At 64.8% G+C, this 18,623-nt stretch carries 10 protein-coding genes; 6 read left to right on the top strand and 4 right to left on the bottom strand.

The genetic code is table 11. The features are described 5' to 3' along the window. Nucleotides 1-390, top strand: coding sequence for an MAPEG family protein (locus CK489_RS10835; RefSeq protein ID WP_095732309.1), 390 nt, complete (start codon nucleotides 1-3; stop codon nucleotides 388-390). Nucleotides 391-566: 176 nt separating this feature from the next. On the opposite strand, the gene CK489_RS10830 is transcribed toward CK489_RS10835, so the two are convergent. The 3 genes from CK489_RS10830 to CK489_RS10820 form a co-directional block, all read right to left on the bottom strand. Further along, the gene (locus tag CK489_RS10830; RefSeq protein WP_095732308.1) at nucleotides 567-1,757 is read right to left on the bottom strand and encodes an ABC transporter substrate-binding protein; all 1,191 of its coding nucleotides are present in this window, start codon (nucleotides 1,755-1,757) and stop codon (nucleotides 567-569) included. Nucleotides 1,758-2,047: 290 nt separating this feature from the next. Further along, a complete protein-coding gene (locus tag CK489_RS10825; RefSeq protein ID WP_095732307.1) occupies nucleotides 2,048-5,218 on the bottom strand; it encodes an efflux RND transporter permease subunit in 3,171 nt (1,056 codons plus the stop codon). Beyond that, a complete protein-coding gene (locus CK489_RS10820; protein WP_095732306.1) occupies nucleotides 5,215-6,450 on the bottom strand; it encodes an efflux RND transporter periplasmic adaptor subunit in 1,236 nt (411 codons plus the stop codon). The genes CK489_RS10825 and CK489_RS10820 overlap by 4 nt, the downstream gene beginning before the upstream one ends. An 800-nt stretch (nucleotides 6,451-7,250) precedes the next feature. Here CK489_RS10820 and CK489_RS10815 point away from each other — a divergent pair. From CK489_RS10815 to CK489_RS10795, 5 genes are all read left to right on the top strand, one after another. Further along, a complete protein-coding gene (locus CK489_RS10815; protein WP_095732305.1) occupies nucleotides 7,251-15,281 on the top strand; it encodes a cadherin repeat domain-containing protein in 8,031 nt (2,676 codons plus the stop codon). A gap of 334 nt (nucleotides 15,282-15,615) precedes the next feature. Further along, nucleotides 15,616-16,113, top strand: a complete 498-nt coding sequence (locus CK489_RS10810) for a phage tail protein (protein ID WP_095732304.1) — start codon at nucleotides 15,616-15,618, stop codon at nucleotides 16,111-16,113. Between the two features lie 12 nt (nucleotides 16,114-16,125). Further along, nucleotides 16,126-16,632, top strand: coding sequence for a phage tail protein (locus CK489_RS10805; RefSeq protein ID WP_050631996.1), 507 nt, complete (start codon nucleotides 16,126-16,128; stop codon nucleotides 16,630-16,632). Nucleotides 16,633-16,644: 12 nt separating this feature from the next. Continuing rightward, nucleotides 16,645-17,175, top strand: coding sequence for a phage tail protein (locus CK489_RS10800; protein WP_095732303.1), 531 nt, complete (start codon nucleotides 16,645-16,647; stop codon nucleotides 17,173-17,175). Between the two features lie 7 nt (nucleotides 17,176-17,182). Then, nucleotides 17,183-17,758 (top strand): GNAT family N-acetyltransferase, encoded by a 576-nt coding sequence (locus tag CK489_RS10795; RefSeq protein WP_245350317.1) that lies wholly within the window; start codon nucleotides 17,183-17,185, stop codon nucleotides 17,756-17,758. Here CK489_RS10795 and CK489_RS10790 read toward each other — a convergent pair. Next, on the bottom strand, nucleotides 17,751-18,050 hold the full coding sequence (locus tag CK489_RS10790) for a DUF6916 family protein (RefSeq protein WP_245350316.1): 300 nt from the start codon (nucleotides 18,048-18,050) through the stop codon (nucleotides 17,751-17,753). The two genes, CK489_RS10795 and CK489_RS10790, sit on opposite strands and share 8 nt — an antisense overlap. Nucleotides 18,051-18,623: the final 573 nt, after the last annotated feature.

Here is an 18,623-nt window from a genome sequence, read left to right as displayed (position 1 = left end):
ATGTACCATTACACGGCCATCGTCACCTGCCTTGCGGTCGCGTTTTATTTCTTCACCTCCACGCAAGTCGCGCGCGCCCGCGTCGCCTATGGCGTCAAGCTACCGGCGATTTCAGGTCATCCGGATTTCGAGCGCATCTTCCGCATCCAGATGAACACGCTGGAATGGATGCCGATCTTCCTGCCGTCGCTGTGGCTGTTCGCGAACTATGTCGGCGATGCCGCGGCGGCGGCGATCGGCGCGATCTGGGTGGTCGGCCGCGTCGTCTACTTCATCGGCTATCGCGAGGCAGTGGCGAAACGCAGCCCCGGCTTCGCCATCCAGGCAGTCGCCTCCGTCGTGCTGTGGGTCGGCGCGATCGGCGGCGCGGTGTGGCGGCTGGCGCATTGAGGGCGCGATCGCGCCACAACCTCCGCTGTCGTCCCGGGCTTGACCCGGGACCTATAACCCACAGGGTCCAGTTTTGCGAAGGCTGGGGCCACAGCGCAGCAGAATAGCGAACATCGGTGGTTATGGGTCCCGGCTTTCGCCGGGACGACACCGATATTTGTTGCCCCAGCTCCGCGTCACTTCGTCAGCGGGCAGCCGGAGTCCTTGGCCCGCGGGAAGGCCTGATCGCCGGGCACCACGGCGAGCTGCTTGTAATAGTCCCACGGCTTCTTCGATTCCGAGGGCTTCTTGACCTCGAACAGATACATGTCGTGCACCATGCGGCCGTTCTCCTGTACCTTGCCCTGGGCGAAGGCGTCGTCGACCGGCAGCTCCTTCAGCTTCTTGGCGACCGCGTCGGAGTCCTTGGAGCCGGCGGCCTTCACCGCCTTCAGATAGCTCAGCGTCGCTGAATAGGTGCCGGCGTGGATCATGCTCGGCATCCGCCCGGTGCGCTTGAAGAAGCGCTCGGAGAAGGCGCGGCTCTTGTCGTCATGATCCCAGTAGAACCCTTCGGTCAGCACCAGGCCCTGCGCGGCCTCGAGGCCAAGACCGTTGACCTCGGCGAGCGTCATCAAAAGGCCCGCCATCTTCTGGCCACCCCTGACGATGCCGAACTCGGCGGCCTGCTTGATCGAGTTGGTGGTGTCCTGGCCGGCATTGGCGAGGCCGATCACCTTCGCCTTCGAGCTCTGCGCCTGCAGCAGGAAGGAAGAGAAGTCCGACGAGTTCAGCGGCACGCGGACCGAACCCAGCACCTTGCCGCCCGCGGCGGTGACGACCTCGCTGGTGTCCTTTTCCAGCGCGTAGCCGAACGCATAATCGGCGGTGAGGAAGAACCAGCTGTCGCCGCCGGCCTTCACCAGCGCGCCGCCGGTGCCGACCGCGAGCGCATGGGTGTCGAACGCCCAGTGGAAGCCGTACGGCGTGCAGGCCGCGCCCGTGATCGCCGAGGTCGCAGCGCCGACCACGATGTCGATCTTCTTCTTTTCCTTCGAGAGCTCCTGCACCGCGAGCGCCACCGACGAGGTCGTCAGCTCGGTGATCATGTCGACGCCATCGGCGTCATACCAGCGCCGCGCGATCGAGGTCGCGAGATCGGGCTTGTTCTGGTGATCGGCGGTGACCATCTCGATCTTCTGGCCGAGCACCTCGCCGCCGAAATCCTCGATCGCCATCTTGGCGGCTTCGACCGAGTATTTTCCGCCGTAGTCCGCGTAGACGCCCGACTGGTCGTTCAGGATGCCGATCTTGACGCCCTGGGCCATCGCCGGCGTCGCAAGCATCAGGCTGCACGCCGCGACCGCGGCCAAAAATCCCGACTTCATTGTTATGCTCTCCCAGCAGTTTCTATCAGGAAAAATCGGCGCGACATTATTTTATAACCTAGCCGCTGCCCATCGATTTCAGTTCAGCCAAAAGTATGGGCTCCCCTTGTCATTCCGGGGCGCGCGCAGCGCGGACCCGGAATCCATCGGGCCGCAGTCCACGTAGAAGAATGGATTCCGGGCTCGCGCATCCAAGCCGGCTGTAGCCGACTTGGATCAGTTTGGAATGTCGAACTCGGGTAAACCCGAGTTCGATGGCGCGCCCCGGAATGACGACGGGGGAGCAGTGCTCACCCCGCCACGGCCGCGGGTTCCTTCGGCTTGCCCTCGTTCTTTCCTTCCGCGAGGTTGCGCACCACCATGTAGAAGATCGGCGTGAAGACCAGGCCGAACAGGGTGACGCCGAGCATGCCGAAGAACACGGCGACGCCAACCGCCTGACGCATTTCCGAGCCCGAGCCGGTCGACAGCACCAGCGGCAGCACGCCGAGGATGAAGGCGAACGACGTCATCAGGATCGGCCGCAAGCGGAGCCGGCAGGCCTCGATCACAGCCTCCAGCCGCGGCCTGCCCTCGAGCTCGATGTCGCGCGCGAACTCGACGATCAGGATCGCGTTCTTGGCGGCGAGCCCCACCAGCACCACGAAGCCGATCTGGGTCAGGATGTTGACGTCCTGGCCCATGATGCGCACACCGATCGTGGCCGCGAACAGGCACATCGGCACGATCAGGATCACCGCGAACGGCAGTGTCCAGCTGCCATATTGCGCGGCCAGCACCAGGTAGACGAACAGCACGCAGATCGGGAACACGTAGAGGCCGGCATTGGCGCCGTTGACCTGCTGGTAGGACAGGTCGGTCCATTCGAACGAGAAGCCGCTGGGCAGGGTGTCGTCGGCGATCTTCTTGATGGTGTTGAGCGCCGTCGTCGAGCTGACGCCCGGCGCCGGCTCACCCTGCAGTTCGGACGCCGAGTAGAGGTTGTAACGCGCCACTCGGTCGGGGCCCGAAATGTCCTTGAAGTCGACGACACTGCCGAGCATCACCATGTCGCCATTGGCGTTGCGGGTGCGCAGCCGCGACAGATCCGTGGTTTCCTTGCGGAACGGCAGGTCGGCCTGCGCGGTGACGTGGTAGGTGCGCCCGAACAGGTTGAAGTCGTTGACATAGGTCGAGCCGAAATAGGTCTCGATCGTGTCGGTGATGTTGGCGATGGGAACGCCGAGCTTCTGCGCCTTGACCCGATCGATATCGACGAACAGCTGCGGCGTGTTCGCAGAATACGGCGAGAACACCGATGTCAGGCTCGGCGACTTGCGAGCGGCCTGCACCAGCTCGTCGGTCGCGGACGCCAGCAGTTCGGCCCCACGCCCCTGCCGGTCCTGGACACGGATCGTGAAGCCACCGCCGGTGCCGATGCCAGGCACCGCCGGCGGCGGAATCACGATGATGAAGGCCCCCTGGATCACCGACAGCCGCTTGCGCAGGTCGGCGGTGATCGCGGTCGCCGTCAGCCCCTTCTTCAGGCGCGCCTCCGGCTCGTCGAACACCGGGAACAGCGCCGCGGCGTTGCCCGCCTGGGTGCGCGTCGCGCCGGAGAAGCCGGCGAACGCCGCGACGCGAACGATGCCCGGCGTATCCAGCGCGATCCGCTCGATCTCGCGGACCACGGCCGTGGTCCGCGCCAGCGACGCGGCGCCCGGCAACTGCGCCGAGATGATGACGTAGCCGCGATCCTGCGCCGGGATGAAGCCCTGCGACGTGGTCGCGAGCAGCCAGCCGGCGCTGCCGATCAGGACGAGGTAGATCGCGACCATCACCACGGTATGCCGGATCACGAAGTCGGCGACACCGGCATAACCATGGGCCAGCCGGTCGAACACGCGGTTGAACAGCGCGGTGAAGCTGTCCCAGCCGCGGGCGATGAAGTTCCAGCGCGCCGGCGGCCGCTTCTCCTCGTGCGGGACCAGGATCTGCGAGGCCAGCGCCGGCGACAGCGTCAGCGAGCAGAAACAGGAGATCGCGGTGGCCACCGCGATGGTGACGGCGAATTGCTGGAAGAACTGACCGGAGATGCCGCCGAGGAACGCAGTCGGCACGAACACCGCGCACAGCACCAAGGCGATCGAGACCAGCGCACCGCCGACCTCCTCCATAGTCTTGAGCGCGGCGTCGCGCCTGGACATGCCGTGCTCGAGATGCCGCTCGACATTCTCGACCACCACAATGGCGTCGTCGACCACGATGCCGACCGCAAGCACGAGGCCGAACAGCGTCAGATTGTTGATCGAGAAGCCGAGCGCGGCCATCACCGCGAAGGTGCCGACCAGCGACACCGGGATCGCGATGATCGGGATGATCGCGGGCCGCCAGCCCTGCAGGAACACCAGCACCACGATGACGACCAGCGCCATCGCCTCGTAAATGGTCTTGATCAGCTCATGAACCGATTGGGCGATGAATTCGGTCGGGTTGTAGCCGATATTGTAGTCGAGCCCCTTCGGGAACGTCGCCTTCATCCGCTCCATCGTGTCGGAGATGCTCTTGGCGGTGGCGAGCGCGTTCGATCCGGGCCGCTGCGTCACCAGCAGCGCGACCGCCGATTTGCGCAGCAGGAAGCTGTTGGTGGCGTAGGACAGCGCACCGAGCTCGACGCGCGCGACGTCGCGCAGGCGCACGGTGCGGCCGTCGGAGCCGGCCTTCACCACGATGTCCTCGAATTGCCTGATATCCTTGAGGCGGCCTGTGAAGACGAGGTTGGGCTGGAAGGCGCGATCGGCGATCGGCGGTTCGGCGATCTGGCCGCCCGCGATCTGCAGGTTCTGCGCCCGGATCGCCGCCAGCACCTCGGTCGAGGTCAGGCCGAGATTGGCAATCCGGTCGGGATCGAGCCACAGCCGCATTGAGTAATCGCGCGCGCCGAACATCTGGATGTCGCCGACGCCGTCGAGCCGCAGCAGCTGGTCGCGGACCTGCAGCAACGCGTAGTTGGAGATGTAGAGCTGGTCGAACGTATCGTCGGGCGACAGCATGAACACGACCATCAGGATGTCGGGCGAGTTCTTGCGGGTGACGACGCCGTTGCGCTGCACCTCTTCAGGCAGCCGCGGCTGCGCGATCGCGACGCGGTTCTGCACCAGCACCTGCGCCTTGTCGAGGTCGGTGCCGAGCTTGAAGGTCGCGGTGATGGTGAGCTGGCCGTTCGAGGTCGCCTGGCTGTACAGATACAGCATGTCCTCGACGCCGTTGATCTCCTGCTCGATCGGAGCCGCGACGGTGTCGGACACGGTCTGCGCCGAAGCGCCCGGATATTGCGTGGTGACCGTGACGGTCGGCGGCACCACCTGCGGATATTCCGAGACCGGCAGCGTCGGATAGGCGATCGCGCCGACGATCAGCAGCACGATCGACAGCACCATCGCGAGGATGGGCTGGTTGATGGAAAGCCTGCCGAGATTCATGGCTTGGCACCTGCCGCCGGCTTGTCTGCTGCCGGTGCTTTGTCACCTGCCGGCGCCTGCGCCATCTTCGGCGTCACCTTGGCGCCGACGCGGGCGCGCTGCAGCCCGTCGACGATCACGTGATCCTCCGGCTTAAGGCCTTCGCGGATCACGCGCAGGCCTTCATCCAGCGGCCCGAGCGTGACCGCCCTTGCTTCCACCGTGTTGTCGTCCTTGACCACGAACACGATCTTGCGCGACTGGTCGGTGGCGATGGCGGTATCGGGGATCAGCAGCGCCTCATAGGGCGAGGAGCCGATCAGGCGGACGCGGCCGAATTGGCCGGGCAGGATCGAGAGATCATGGTTCGGGATCACCGCGCGGCTGCGCAGCGTCGCGGTCGAGACGTCGAGGCGGTTGTCGAGGAAGTCCATCTTGCCCTCATGCGAGGGCTTGGTCTCGCCGGTCAGCGCCACCTGCACCGGATTCGCGGTGTCGCGCGAGCTCGGCCGCCGGCCTTCGAACCACAGCTTGCTGTTGCGCTGATAGGTCGCCTCGTCGACGTCGAAATAGATGTAGATCGGATCGAGCGACACGATCGAGGTCAATAGCGTCGCGCCACCCTCGCTGCCCTGCACCAGGTTGCCAGGGGTCACCAGATGCCGGCTGACGCGACCGGTGATCGGCGCCAGCACATGGGTGAATTCGACGTTGAGCTGCGCGGCCTTCAGCGTGCCCTCGGCCTGCGTCTCGGCGGCGCGCGCCGCCTGCAGCGCCTGGCGGCGCTGGTCGACGACCTGCTCCGAGACCGCGCTGGTCTGCACCAGGTTCAGCCCGCGCTCGAGATCGCGCTTGGCAAGCTCGCCCTTGGCCCGCGCGTCGGCTAGTTGGCCTTCGGCCTGCAGCACGACGGCTTCGAACGGCCGCGGGTCGATGATGTAGAGCAGATCGCCGGCGTGGACGATCGCACCATCCTTGAACTCGACGCTGTTGACGAAGCCGCCGACGCGGGCGCGGACCTGAACCTCCTCGATCGCCTCGAACCGGCCGGTGAATTCGTCCCAATCGGTGACGGTGCGCTTGACCGGCTGTGCCACGGTCACGGGCGGCGCCGGCGGCGCGGCCTGCGATTGCGCGCTCTTGTCGTCGCAGCCGCCGAGCGTCAGCGCCGCCAGCAGGCCGAGCGGCGCGAGGCCGCGCCAAAGGCTGAACGATGCATGGCGGCGAAGCGAATGACGCCCGACGCCGATCACCGGAGCCGGACGCTCCGCTCTGTCAATCGAACTCAATTCACTCTCCCCCAAAAGACCACGAAGCACGCCGACCGAAGCAGGGCTACCAAAGTCGCAATTGAATTTGCGGTGATTCAACGCGGATGGACCACTGCGATGCCGCGGCGGCGGACGTCACAGATGTAGCCGCACCCCAGTCTGTTCAAGATGGCCGCCGGATCAAGCAAATAGTTGCGGAATCTGAACGCCTTACGACACGCTCGCGAAACCGTGACGACGAAAAGGGGCAGATTTGCTGGCCTATCGAAAGCGGAAGGTCACAGATGGACTGTCCCGAAACAATCACAGCGCGAATTCGTTTCACGGATCCGTCACAGCGCCTCCATTTCGACTTTCGACGTAACAACCCCGACGCGCAGACGGCAAGACCGGCCAAGTTCCATTACTCTACCTCCCGCTGCACGGGCGAAATCATCGTTAACGACGCGGTTGTCATCCGGACACACATTGACACCCGGAAATATCGCCAATACGGTCATGGTTGCCAAAGCATAAATTTTGTTGGCCGGCCGCATTTTTCTCGAACATTCATTATGTTTTGTCGCGGCGCGAGTGTGTGAAAGCGACTACGTAAATGGCAAGCGCATTTGACCTTGCTGATGTGACGGCTCCGCGAGCATCGCGGCTTTCCCGAATTGCAGGCGACTTGGTGCGATCGCCAGTCGCGGGCGGTCAACTTCAACGTGTGAGCGGCTTCACACGTCATCGTCCCCAATAATTGTAAATATTGATCGGCTTCCACGCCGGTCGCAGGAGCGCTCATGACGACCATACCTGCCTATACAATCGGTGGTTTAACGCGCCCCGAGCTTCACCTCGATCCGACCGGACATATCATCCTCGATCCGGCCGCGCAGGCATTCGCCGACACGTATGGTCTGCAATATCTCTACATCGGCTGCCCTCCCGGAACCCTTTGGCCGCCGATCCAGGGCTTCCTGGCGCCTCCGAGCGATGTCAATTCCAGCACCAACACGGTCGTTGAAGGCGCAGCAGCCAACACCTCGGTCGGCATCACCGCGCAGTCGAGCAGCCTGATCGGCCTCCCCGTCACCTATTCGCTGACATCAGATTCCTCCCATGGCGGCTTCAAGGTCGATCCGAATACCGGCGTGGTCTCGGTCTCCGATCCCACCAAGGTCGACTTCGAAAGCTCCGGCGGCAGCTACGTCGTCAACGTGCAGGCAACCGACGGTATCTTCGTCTCGTCGCAGAGCTTCGTAATCGCGGTCAGCAACGCGCCGCCGTCGACACCGGTCGACAGCAACGCCGCCGCCAACGCCATCAACGAAGGCGCCGCCGTCAATACCCTGGTCGGCATCACCGCATCGTCGGCCGACGTCAACGGCCCCGGCGTCACCTATTCGCTGACGGCGGATTCCTCCAGCGGCGGCTTCAAGATCGACCCCAACACCGGTATCGTCACCGTCGCCGATTCCACCAAGATCGACTTCGAGACCGCGCCGGGCCACGCCTACACCATCACTGTGCAGGCCAGCGACGGCCATGGCGGCGTCAGCACGCAGACCTTCACCATCAACGTCAACGACGTTCCCGTCTCCACGCCGATCGACGTCAATTCGGCCGCCAACAGCGTCGTCGAAGGCGCCGCCGTCGACACGCTGGTCGGTATCACCGCGTCCGCGGTCGATCCGAACGGTCCGGCAACCACCTACTCGCTGACCGGTGACACCTCGGGCGGCGGCTTCAAGATCGATCCCAATACCGGCGTCGTCACCGTCGCCGATCCGACCAAGCTCGACTACGAGAGCGCGCCCGGCCACGCCTATACCATCACGGTGCACGCGACGGCCGGCGCGACCTCGTCGACGCAGACCTTCACCATCGGTGTCACCGACGCACCGCCGTCGGCACCGACCGACACCGACGTCACGGCCAATTCGGTCGCCGAAGGCGCGGCCATCGGCACCGTGGTCGGCGTTACCGCGCATTCGACTGACATCAACGGCGGCGCCGTGACCTATTCGCTGGTCGGCGATGCCCATGGCTTCACCATCGACGCCGCGACCGGCGTCGTCAGCGTCGCCGATCCGACCAAGATCGATTTCGAAACCGCGCCCGGTCACGCCTACACCATTACCGCGCAGGCCAGCGACGGCACGCTGACCAGCACGCAGAGTTTCACCATCAACGTCACCGACGTCGCGCCATCGACCCCGGTCGACAGCAACGCCGCCGCCAATACCGTGGTCGAAGGCGCCGCTGCCGGCACCACGGTCGGCGTCACCGCGTCGTCGACCGACGTCAACGGTCCGGCCGTGACCTATTCGCTGACCGGCGATACCTCCGGCGGCGGCTTTACCATCAACGCCACGACCGGCGTCATCACCGTCGCCGATCCGACCAAGCTCGACTTTGAGGCCAGCGCCCCGGGCCATTCCTACACCGTGACCGCACAGGCCAGCGACGGCACGCTGACCAGCTCGCAGACCTTCACCATCGCCGTCACCGATGCGCCGCCGTCGGCACCGGCCGATACCGATTCCACCGTCAACGCGGTTGCCGAAGGCGCCGCCGCCGGCACCACGGTCGGCGTCACCGCGTCCTCGATCGACGTCAACGGTCCCCCGGTGACCTATGCGCTGATCGGCGACACCTCCGGCGGCGGCTTCACCATCAATGCCACGACCGGCGTCATCACCGTCGCCGATCCGACCAAGATCGATTTTGAGACCAGCGGCGCCGGCCATTCCTACACGGTGACGGCGCAGGCCAGCGACGGCCTGCAAGCCAGCTCGCAGACCTTCACCATCGCCGTCACCGACGTTGCGCCGTCGGCCCCGGTCGACAGCGACGTCACCACTAACCACGTCGTCGAAGGCGCCGCCGCCGGAAGCACCGTCGGCATCACCGCGTCCGCAACCGATATCAATGGCCCGGCGGTGACCTATTCGCTGGTCGGCGACACCTCGGGCGGCGGCTTCACCATCAACGCCACCACGGGCGTCGTCACCGTCGCCGATCCCACCAAGATCGACTACGAGACCAGCGGCGCGACCCACAGCTACACCATCACCGCGCAGGCCAGCGACGGTACGCTCGCGACCTCGCAGACCTTCACTATCACCGTCGACGACGCCGCGCCGTCGACACCGATCGACAGCGACGCCACCGCCAACCACATCGTCGAAGGTGCCGCCGCCGGCAACACCGTCGGTGTCACCGCGACCACGACCGACGTCAACGGCCCCCCCGTGACCTATTCGCTGACCGGCGACACCTCGGGCGGCGGCTTCACCATCAACGCGACAACCGGCGTCATCACCGTCGCCGACCCCACCAAGCTCGACTACGAGAGCAGCGGCCCGACCCATTCCTACACGGTGACCGCGCAGGCCAGCGACGGCACGCTCGCGAGTTCGCAGACCTTCACCATCGCCGTCGACGACGCCGCGCCGTCGACCCCGGTCGACAGCGACGTCGCCCAGAATTCGATCGCCGAAGGCGCCGCCAACGGATCGACGGTCGGCATCACCGCGTCGGCGATCGACGTCAACGGCCCGGCCGTGACCTATTCGCTGACCGGCGACACCTCCGGCGGCGGCTTCACCATCAACGCGACCACCGGCGTTATCACCGTCACAGACTCCACCAAGATCGACTACGAGACCAGCGGCCCCACCCACGCCTACACGGTGACAGCATCCGCCAGCGACGGCACGCTGACAAGCTCGCAGACCTTTACCATCGACGTCACCGACGTCGCGCCGTCGACCCCGGTCGACAGCGACGGCACCGCGAACCGTGTCGCGGTCGGCGCTCCGGCCGGCAGCTATGTCCACCTGACGGCGTCCTCGGTCGACGTGAACGGACCGCCGGTGACCTATTCGCTGGTCGGCGACACCTCCGGCGGCGCCTTCACCATCAACGCCACGACCGGCGCCGTCACCGTCGCTGATCCCAGCAAGATCCTCGCCGCCGATCCGTCCTACGACATCACGGTCGATTCCAGCGACGGCACGCTGCATAGCCAGCAGACCTTCACCATCGGCGTCGTCGTCGACCAGGCGCCGATCGTCATCGCCAGCCACGCGCTGAACTACACCGAGAACCAGGCCGCGACCGCGTTCGACCCGGCGATCACCGTGACCGACGCCGACGACGCCAATCTGGCGTCCGCCACAGTGCAGATCACCGGCGGCTACATCAATGGCGAGGACATCCTCGGCTTCACCAACCAGAACGGCATCACCGGATCGTTCAACGCCGCGACCGGAACACTGACGCTGTCCGGCTCCTCCAGCGTCGCCAACTACCAGGCCGCGCTGGCCTCGGTGACCTATTTCGACAACAGCGACAACCCGTCGGGCGCGCCGCGCACCGTCACGATCACCGCCAATGACGGCACGCTCGACAGCACGCCGGTCACCGACACCATCAACGTCACGCCGGTGAACGACCCGCCGGTGGTCACCGCCGGGCACACGCTGAACTACACCGAGAACCAGGCCGCGACCGCGTTCGACCCGGCGATCACCGTGACCGACGTCGACAACACCACGCTGGCCGGCGCGACGGTGCAGATCACCGGCAACTACGTCAACGGCGAGGACGTGCTCGGCTTCGTCAACCAGAACGGCATCAGTGGATCGTTCAACGCCGCGACCGCCACGCTGACGCTGACCGGCTCCTCCAGCGTCGCCAACTACCAGGCCGCGCTGGCCTCGGTGACCTATTTCAACACCAGCGATAACCCGTCGGGCCTCGCGCGTACCGTCACCATCATCGCCAATGACGGCGCGGCGAACTCCACCGCAGTCACCGACACCATCAACGTCACGCCGGTCAACGATCCGCCGGTCACGTCAGCCGGCGGCACGCTGAGCTACATCGAGAACCAGGCGGCGACCGTGATCGATGCGTCGGTCAACGTGACCGACGTCGACAGCGCCAACATGGTCGGCGCGACGATTGCGATCACCGGCGGCTTTGCCGCCGGCCAGGACGTGCTGGGCTTCATCAACCAGAACGGCATCACCGGCTCGTACAATGCCGCGATCGGCGTGCTGACGCTGACCGGCTCCTCGAGCGTCGCCAACTACAAGGCCGCACTCGATTCCATCACCTATTTCAACTCGAGCGACAACCCGTCCGGAGCGGATCGCACCGTCAGCTTCACGGTCAATGACGGCTCGCTGAACAGCAACACCTCGACCTCGACGATCCACGTCACGCCGGTCAACGACGCGCCGGTGATTTCCTTCGGCGCCATCACCGGCTTCACCGAGCCGCCGAACGGCACGCCGGCGGCGAACTCGACGCCGGTCACGATCACGCCCAACCTGACGATCACCGACGCCGAAGGCAACAACCTGACCGACGCGACCTTCGTGCTGAGCAATCTGAAGACGTTGGACGCGCTCTCGATCGCGGGGCATGCCGGCAGCAGCGGCGATATCGGCGGAATCCACTTCGACATCACCAGCACGGCCGGCACCGAGACGATCAGCTTCACCGGCACCGACACGCTCGCGCACTACAATGCGGCGCTCGACCTGATCCAGTTCAACAACACCAGCGAAAATCCCGACACCACCGCGCGGTCCTATACTTTGACCGTGCACGATGACGGCGGCACCGCCAATGGCGGCAACGACACCGGGACGGGATCGACGACCGGAACCGTCACCGCGGTAGACGATGCGCCGACCGCGACGGTGCCGGCGGACTCTTCGATCGGAACCGCGTTCTCGCACACCAATCTCGCGATATCAGGCCTGTCGGTCGCGGACGTCGATTCTGACCCCAGCACCGTCACCGCGACGATCTCGACGGTCCACGCGAATGTGAGCTTCGACACCTCGGGGCTTGCGAGCTTCACCAACAACAATAGCCACACCGTGACCCTCACGGGCACGGCCGCGCAGGTCAACACCGCGCTGGCAACGCTGACATACAACAGTGACGACGGCTTCACCGGTACCGACACCGTCACGCTGAACGTCAGCGACAACGGCCACACCGGCACCGGCGGGCCGCTCTCGTCGGGCAATCAGACCTTCCACGTCGGCGTCGTCCCGCAGGTGTTCTACATCGACAACTCGGCCGCGGGCAGCCACAACCTCGGCACCCAGGCCGACCCGTACACCTCGATCGCGGCCTTCAACGCGGCGAACCCGGCGGGCTCCGGCGACTACGTCGTGCTGGAGCACGGCACCGGCACCTACAGCGAGGCCAGCGGCATCAATCTCGCCAACGGCGTCAACCTGATCGGCGGCAGCCACAACCTGCAGTTCACCAATCCGGTGACCGGCCAGGTGGTCACCGCCAACACCGGTTCCGGTACCGACCCGGTCATCCATGTCACCGGCGCCGACAACGGCATCGATCTGCTCGGCACGTCAGGCCACACCATCACAGGTGTCAGCATCGATACCTCGGCTTCGACCGGCATCGGCATCAGCGACGACGGCAACAATGTCGGCACCGTCACGATGCAGGACATCGTGATCAAGACGTCCAGCGGCACCGGCATGAGCTTCACCCATGGCGGCACCATCACGCTGACCGGCAGCAACAACACCATCACGTCGACGACCGGCACCGCGCTCGATGTCGAGAACACTCAGATCGGCTCGTCGAACCTCATCCTCAAGAGCATCACGTCGAGCGGCGGGTCCAACAACGGCATCATCCTCTCCAACACCGGTACCGCCGCCGGCAACGGCGGCCTGCATGTCACCGGCGACGGCTCGACGGCGGGCAGCGGCGGCACGATCGCCAACAAGACCGGCGCCGACGGCAGCACCACGCAGGGCAGCGGCATCTACCTGAACAACACCAAGGATGTTCAGATCTCCTATCTGGCGATGCACGACTTCCAGAACTACGGCATCGTCGGCACCAACGTCACCGGCTTTACGCTCGGCAACACCACGGTGACCGGCACCAACGGCACCAGCGTCGGCGGCATCGGCGAGGGCGACGTCTACTTCACCGGCTTGTCCGGCACCGCCTCGGTCACGAACTCGACCCTCACCGGTGCGGCCTATGATGCCTTGCACGTCTTCAACGACAGCGGCCAGACGCTGAACCGTATCACCGTCTCCGGCTCGACCTTCGCGACCAATTCGGCGGCCGGCAACGCGTCCAACGACGCGATCGGATTCCAGGCGACCGGCGGCACCTTCAACGCCACGATCCAGAACTCGACCGTCACATCCGCGCGCGGCGACATGTTCCAGCTCAATCTGCTGGGCACGGTGTCGTCGGACCTGGTCATGACCGGCGACAACTTCAGCAACACCAACCAGAACATCGTCAGCGGCGGCGGCGGCATCACGATCGGCGGCGGTGGCCCGACCAACGACATCACGCTGACCTACGACATCGCGAACAACACCATCAAGGGCGCGCTCGGCGCGGCGCTCGGGATCAGCAAGGGCACCGGCTCCGCCGGCTCGTTCACCGGCACGATCACCGGCAACACGATCGGCACGCAAGGTTCGGGCGGCAGCGGTTCGACGCAGGGTTACGGCATCGCCGTGTTCGAGGATGGCGCGGGCACCTCGAGCACGACCATCACCAACAACCATATCTCCGGCGTCGTCGGCGGCATCTATACGCTGGTCCATAACGGCGCCGCCGGGGCGATGACCGCGGTGATCCAGGGCAACACGGTCGATACGCTCGATTCGACCAACGGATTTGCCGGCATCTATGTGCAGAACGGCTCGGGGACGGGAGCCGGCGGCGACAACAATCTGCTGGACGCCACGATCGGCGGCGCAGGCGCGCTGAGGAACAACGTCGATCTCGGTGGCAATACCGGCTTAGGCCTGGTCGCCGGCATCTTCCTCGAGCAGGAGGGGGTTTCGAAAACCGGCTTGATTGGCACTCCCAACTACGGCGGCGCGCCCTATGATTTCACCGCAGTGGCGAATTACGTGGCGGCCAACAACACCGTTACCGGCACCGGAAACGGGGCGGTCGCGACCCAGGCGATCGGCGATCCCACCCATGCCGCAGGTGGCGGCTATTTCGGCGGCGCCCAGTTCATGGTCGCCACCTCGGGCGGCGTCGCAGCGGCCTCGCCGACCACGGGCGAAACCCATCTCACCCAGACGGAGCTGAATTCCGTCGTCTCGACCGCGATTGCGCAATGGGCTACCGTCGGTGCGTCGGCAAGCCAGCTCGCGATCATGAAGGCGGTCACGTTCAGTGTCGCCACCCTCGGCGGCAGCGTCGTCAGCGCGGAATCGAATGGCCACATCACGATCGATGCCAGCGCCGCCGGACATGGCTGGTTCGTCGACCCGACACCTTCGGACAATTTCGAGTTCGCCCACGCCGCCACCGCGACCGACCTATTCGCGGACCCGACGAGCGCGGCGGCTGGACATCTCGACCTGTTGACCGCGGTGTCGCACGAGCTCGGCCATGTCATCGGCCTGGCAGACGACACGACGCCGAGCCACGCTGGTGACCTGATGTATATCAATCTGACCGACGGCGAGCGCCGGCTGCCAAGCGCGGTGGATGCCAGCACCGCGTCGCCGCACGTCATGCCCACGCAAGACGGTACCTCTCCGCAGGTCATGGCCAATCGTGACAGCTTCGACTTCGCGTCGTTCGCCAAAGCGCCGTCGCAGACCACCACGAGCCGTGTGGACCCAGGCGCGAGCAACCAGACCATGTCCGATCTGTTCAGCGGGCAATCCAACGCCGCCGCCCCGTGGTGGATGAGCCACGAGGCCGTGTTCGCCGCGATGGGCGGCACGCCGACCGACAGTCACGCCCAGGCCACATTCCATCACGACCTGGTGGTCTGATCGGGCGCCTTGCCGAAGACAACGACGCCTGCCGAGCCGGTGCGGCAGGTGTCGTCTTTTGACCGATGGAGTCCGCGCGCGGCCTCGATGCCGGGACAGCTTCGATCTCCGCATCATGTCCACATCCGACATGTCCGATTCGTGACGACAGCGCCGTCGTCGACGATCGATCTCGTTCACGAGCCGCTCACGCAATCAGACAAAAAAATCGCAGAAGCCGAACAATCGTTGAGGTTGCACTTACCGTAAAACACGCTATCGTGCAGAACGTTATCGACGCGGCATCATTGTCTCGAATTTTTCACGAATCTTACGACATACTTGCGGAGGACCGATGGCCGATCCGTTTCTTTCCGAAATACGCATGATGTCGTTTGGCTTTGCGCCCAAGGGCTGGGCGGGCTGCAACGGACAGCTGCTTCCGATCAACCAGAACCAGGCGTTGTTCTCATTGCTTGGCACCACTTTTGGCGGCAACGGGCAGACCACTTTCGCACTGCCGAACCTGCAAGGCAGCGTACCAATGCACACCGGCAACGGCCATGTGCTCGGCGAGAGAGCCGGCGAGCAAGGGCATACGCTCACGATTTCCGAAATGCCGACGCATAGCCATTCCGCGAACGCCACCAACACCAATGGCGCTGTTCTGGTGCCCGCGAACAACGTCCTCGGCGCCTTGAACAACGCCTATGCCGCACCGACGGCGCTGACCCCGCTGGTGGCAGGCAGCATCTCCATGACCGGCGGCAGCCAGGCGCATCTGAATATGCAGCCATTCCTGACGATCAATTTCAGTATCGCCTTGCAGGGCGTCTTCCCTTCGCAGAATTGACGGAGACCTCTCATGCCGCAACCCTTTGTAGGCGAACTCAAGCTCTTCGCCGGCAACTTCGCGCCGGCCGGCTGGCAATTCTGCGATGGCCGGCTGCTGCCGATTTCCGACAATGAGGTGCTGTTCAACCTGATCGGCACCACCTATGGCGGCGACGGTCAGTCGACCTTTGCCCTCCCCGACTTGCGCGGCCGGCTGCCGCTTCACATGGGCAACGGATTCGCGATTGGGGAAACCGGCGGCGCCGAGACAATCACCCTCACAACGCAGCAGATTCCGGCGCATGATCACACCATGCTGGCATGTCAAAACACCGGCACGAGCTCGAACCCGCAGGGCAACGTGCTCGACCAGATGGGTGGTGCACTGCTGCTCTACAAGGAGCAAACGCCGACGACGCCGCTGAGCCCGGTCGTGATCGGACCGGCCGGCGGCAGCCAGCCGCACAGCAACATCCAGCCCTATCTGTGCGTCAATTTCATTATTTCGCTGTTCGGCATCTTCCCGAGCCAGAGCTAGGAGCGCGACAACATGGCTGACCCCTTCGTCGCCGAAATTCGCATTTTTCCGTTCAACTTCGCGCCCTCCGGCTGGGCGTTCTGTAACGGTCAGATCCTGCCGATCTCGCAGAACACGGCGCTGTTCTCGTTGCTTGGCGTGACATATGGCGGCAACGGCACCTCGAACTTCGCGCTTCCCAACATGCAAGGCAACGCGCCAATGGCGCCGGGTCAGGGACCGGGCCTGTCGCTGTACGACCTCGGCCAGAACGGCGGCTCGGACACGGTGACCCTGTTGCAGACCGAAATGCCCTCGCACCCCCACAACATGGTGGCGGTCAATCTACAGGCCGACCAGGCAGCCCCCACATCGACCCGGGGCATCGCGCGATCGGTCAACGGTGCGGCCTATGTCACCACCAGTCCAATGCCCGCGCTGGTGCAGATGGCCTCCAACATGATTGGACCGGCAGGCGCCAGCCTGCCGCACAACAATCTGATGCCCTACCTCACGCTCAATTTCTGCATTGCGATGCAGGGCGTTTTCCCGCCACGGAGCTGAGGTTGTCTTGACGCTGCATACCCCCTCACCTGGTGCGCCGACGTTTGGCGCGCCCGCATTCGGTTGGGCGCGCGCGGCTGAATCCGGTTGCCAATTTCGCCGCCTGTCGGAGGCCGATCTGCCGTTCCTGGTCCGCCTCTATGCCTCGACCCGCGCCGAGGAGTTGGCGCCGTTGCCATGGAGCAACGCAGAGAAAGCTGCCTTTCTCGATCAGCAGTTTCGCGCCCAGCACACGCACTATCAGCGGCACTATCCGGACGCCGACTGGCTGGTCATCGCCCAGGGCGATGAGGACGTCGGCCGGTTCTACATCGAGCGCTGGCCGAGCCAGCACCGCATCATCGACATCGCCTTCATGCCGGCGCATCGCGGCAAAGGCTACGGCGAGGCGCTGCTGCGCGACGCGATCGACGAGGCGGCGGCCGCCGACAAGGACGTCTCGATCCACGTCGAGAAGCTCAACCCGGCGATGCGGCTCTACCGCCGGCTCGGCTTCGTCACCGAGGAAGACAAGGGCGTCTACGATCTGATGCGCCGGCGCGCGGCACGTGCTTCTGACGATCAGGTTCAGACAGTCAGGTGAAGATCGCCTGATAGCCATTGGCGTCGGCGAGCGGCCCGATCGGCACAAGGAAAATCTCCATCACGCCGAGCGCGGGATGCCGCACCGAATAGATCGCCTGCGGAAGCCATGCTCCCTTCGGCCCCGCAAACAGCAACGAGAACGCACCACCCGGCCGGCCGCTGTTACCGGCGGGCTCGACCCTGGCGAGCTTCAGCGCCACGATGCGATCCGCAGCCTGCATCTCGAACTCCGCACCCTGATGCGCCGTGAAGTCATCAATGTGCAATTTCGCGAGATCGACGGTGGTCATGCGCACGTCCCTGTTGCTATCGACGTGTAACACACGTCGCGACGATGCGGTCAAGGTTTCTGGCGTGCTCTCTCACGGTCATTCCGGAGCGGCTCCCGTCCTCGTCATTCCGGGGCGACGCGAAGCGTCGAGCCCGGAATCCATTTCACCAAAAGTGATGCGGCGTGATGGATTCCGGGCTCTCGCTTCGCGAGGCCCGGAATGACGGGAGGATAGAGGGGCGGGCGGCCCTTGCATCTAAGTTGGGCGCTATCGGCACCGAATTTTCCCTGTGCCCACTGTCCCCGGAGAGGGGCAAGTAAACGCAAGACTCGAACGGATCGTCTCGCGAGAATGCAGATGTATGACTCAAGCGAGTGCCACATATTCGATGTCGTCCCGGGCAAGCGCAGCGCGACCCGGGATCCATAACCAGCAATGACAGTTGCTTGGCCAGCGCCGGGGCCGCAGCTCACTTCAACACCACAACCCTGTGGTTATGGATCCCTGCCTTCGCAGGGACGACGGCGGAATAGGCGGCGCGATCGTTCCGACCACCGGCAGCAGCCCTGATGACGACCCCGATTTCCTCCG

Source organism: Bradyrhizobium sp. UFLA03-84 (genome assembly GCF_002289535.1).
Classification (GTDB): domain Bacteria; phylum Pseudomonadota; class Alphaproteobacteria; order Rhizobiales; family Xanthobacteraceae; genus Bradyrhizobium; species Bradyrhizobium viridifuturi.
This window is presented reverse-complemented; position numbering and strand designations above follow the sequence as displayed.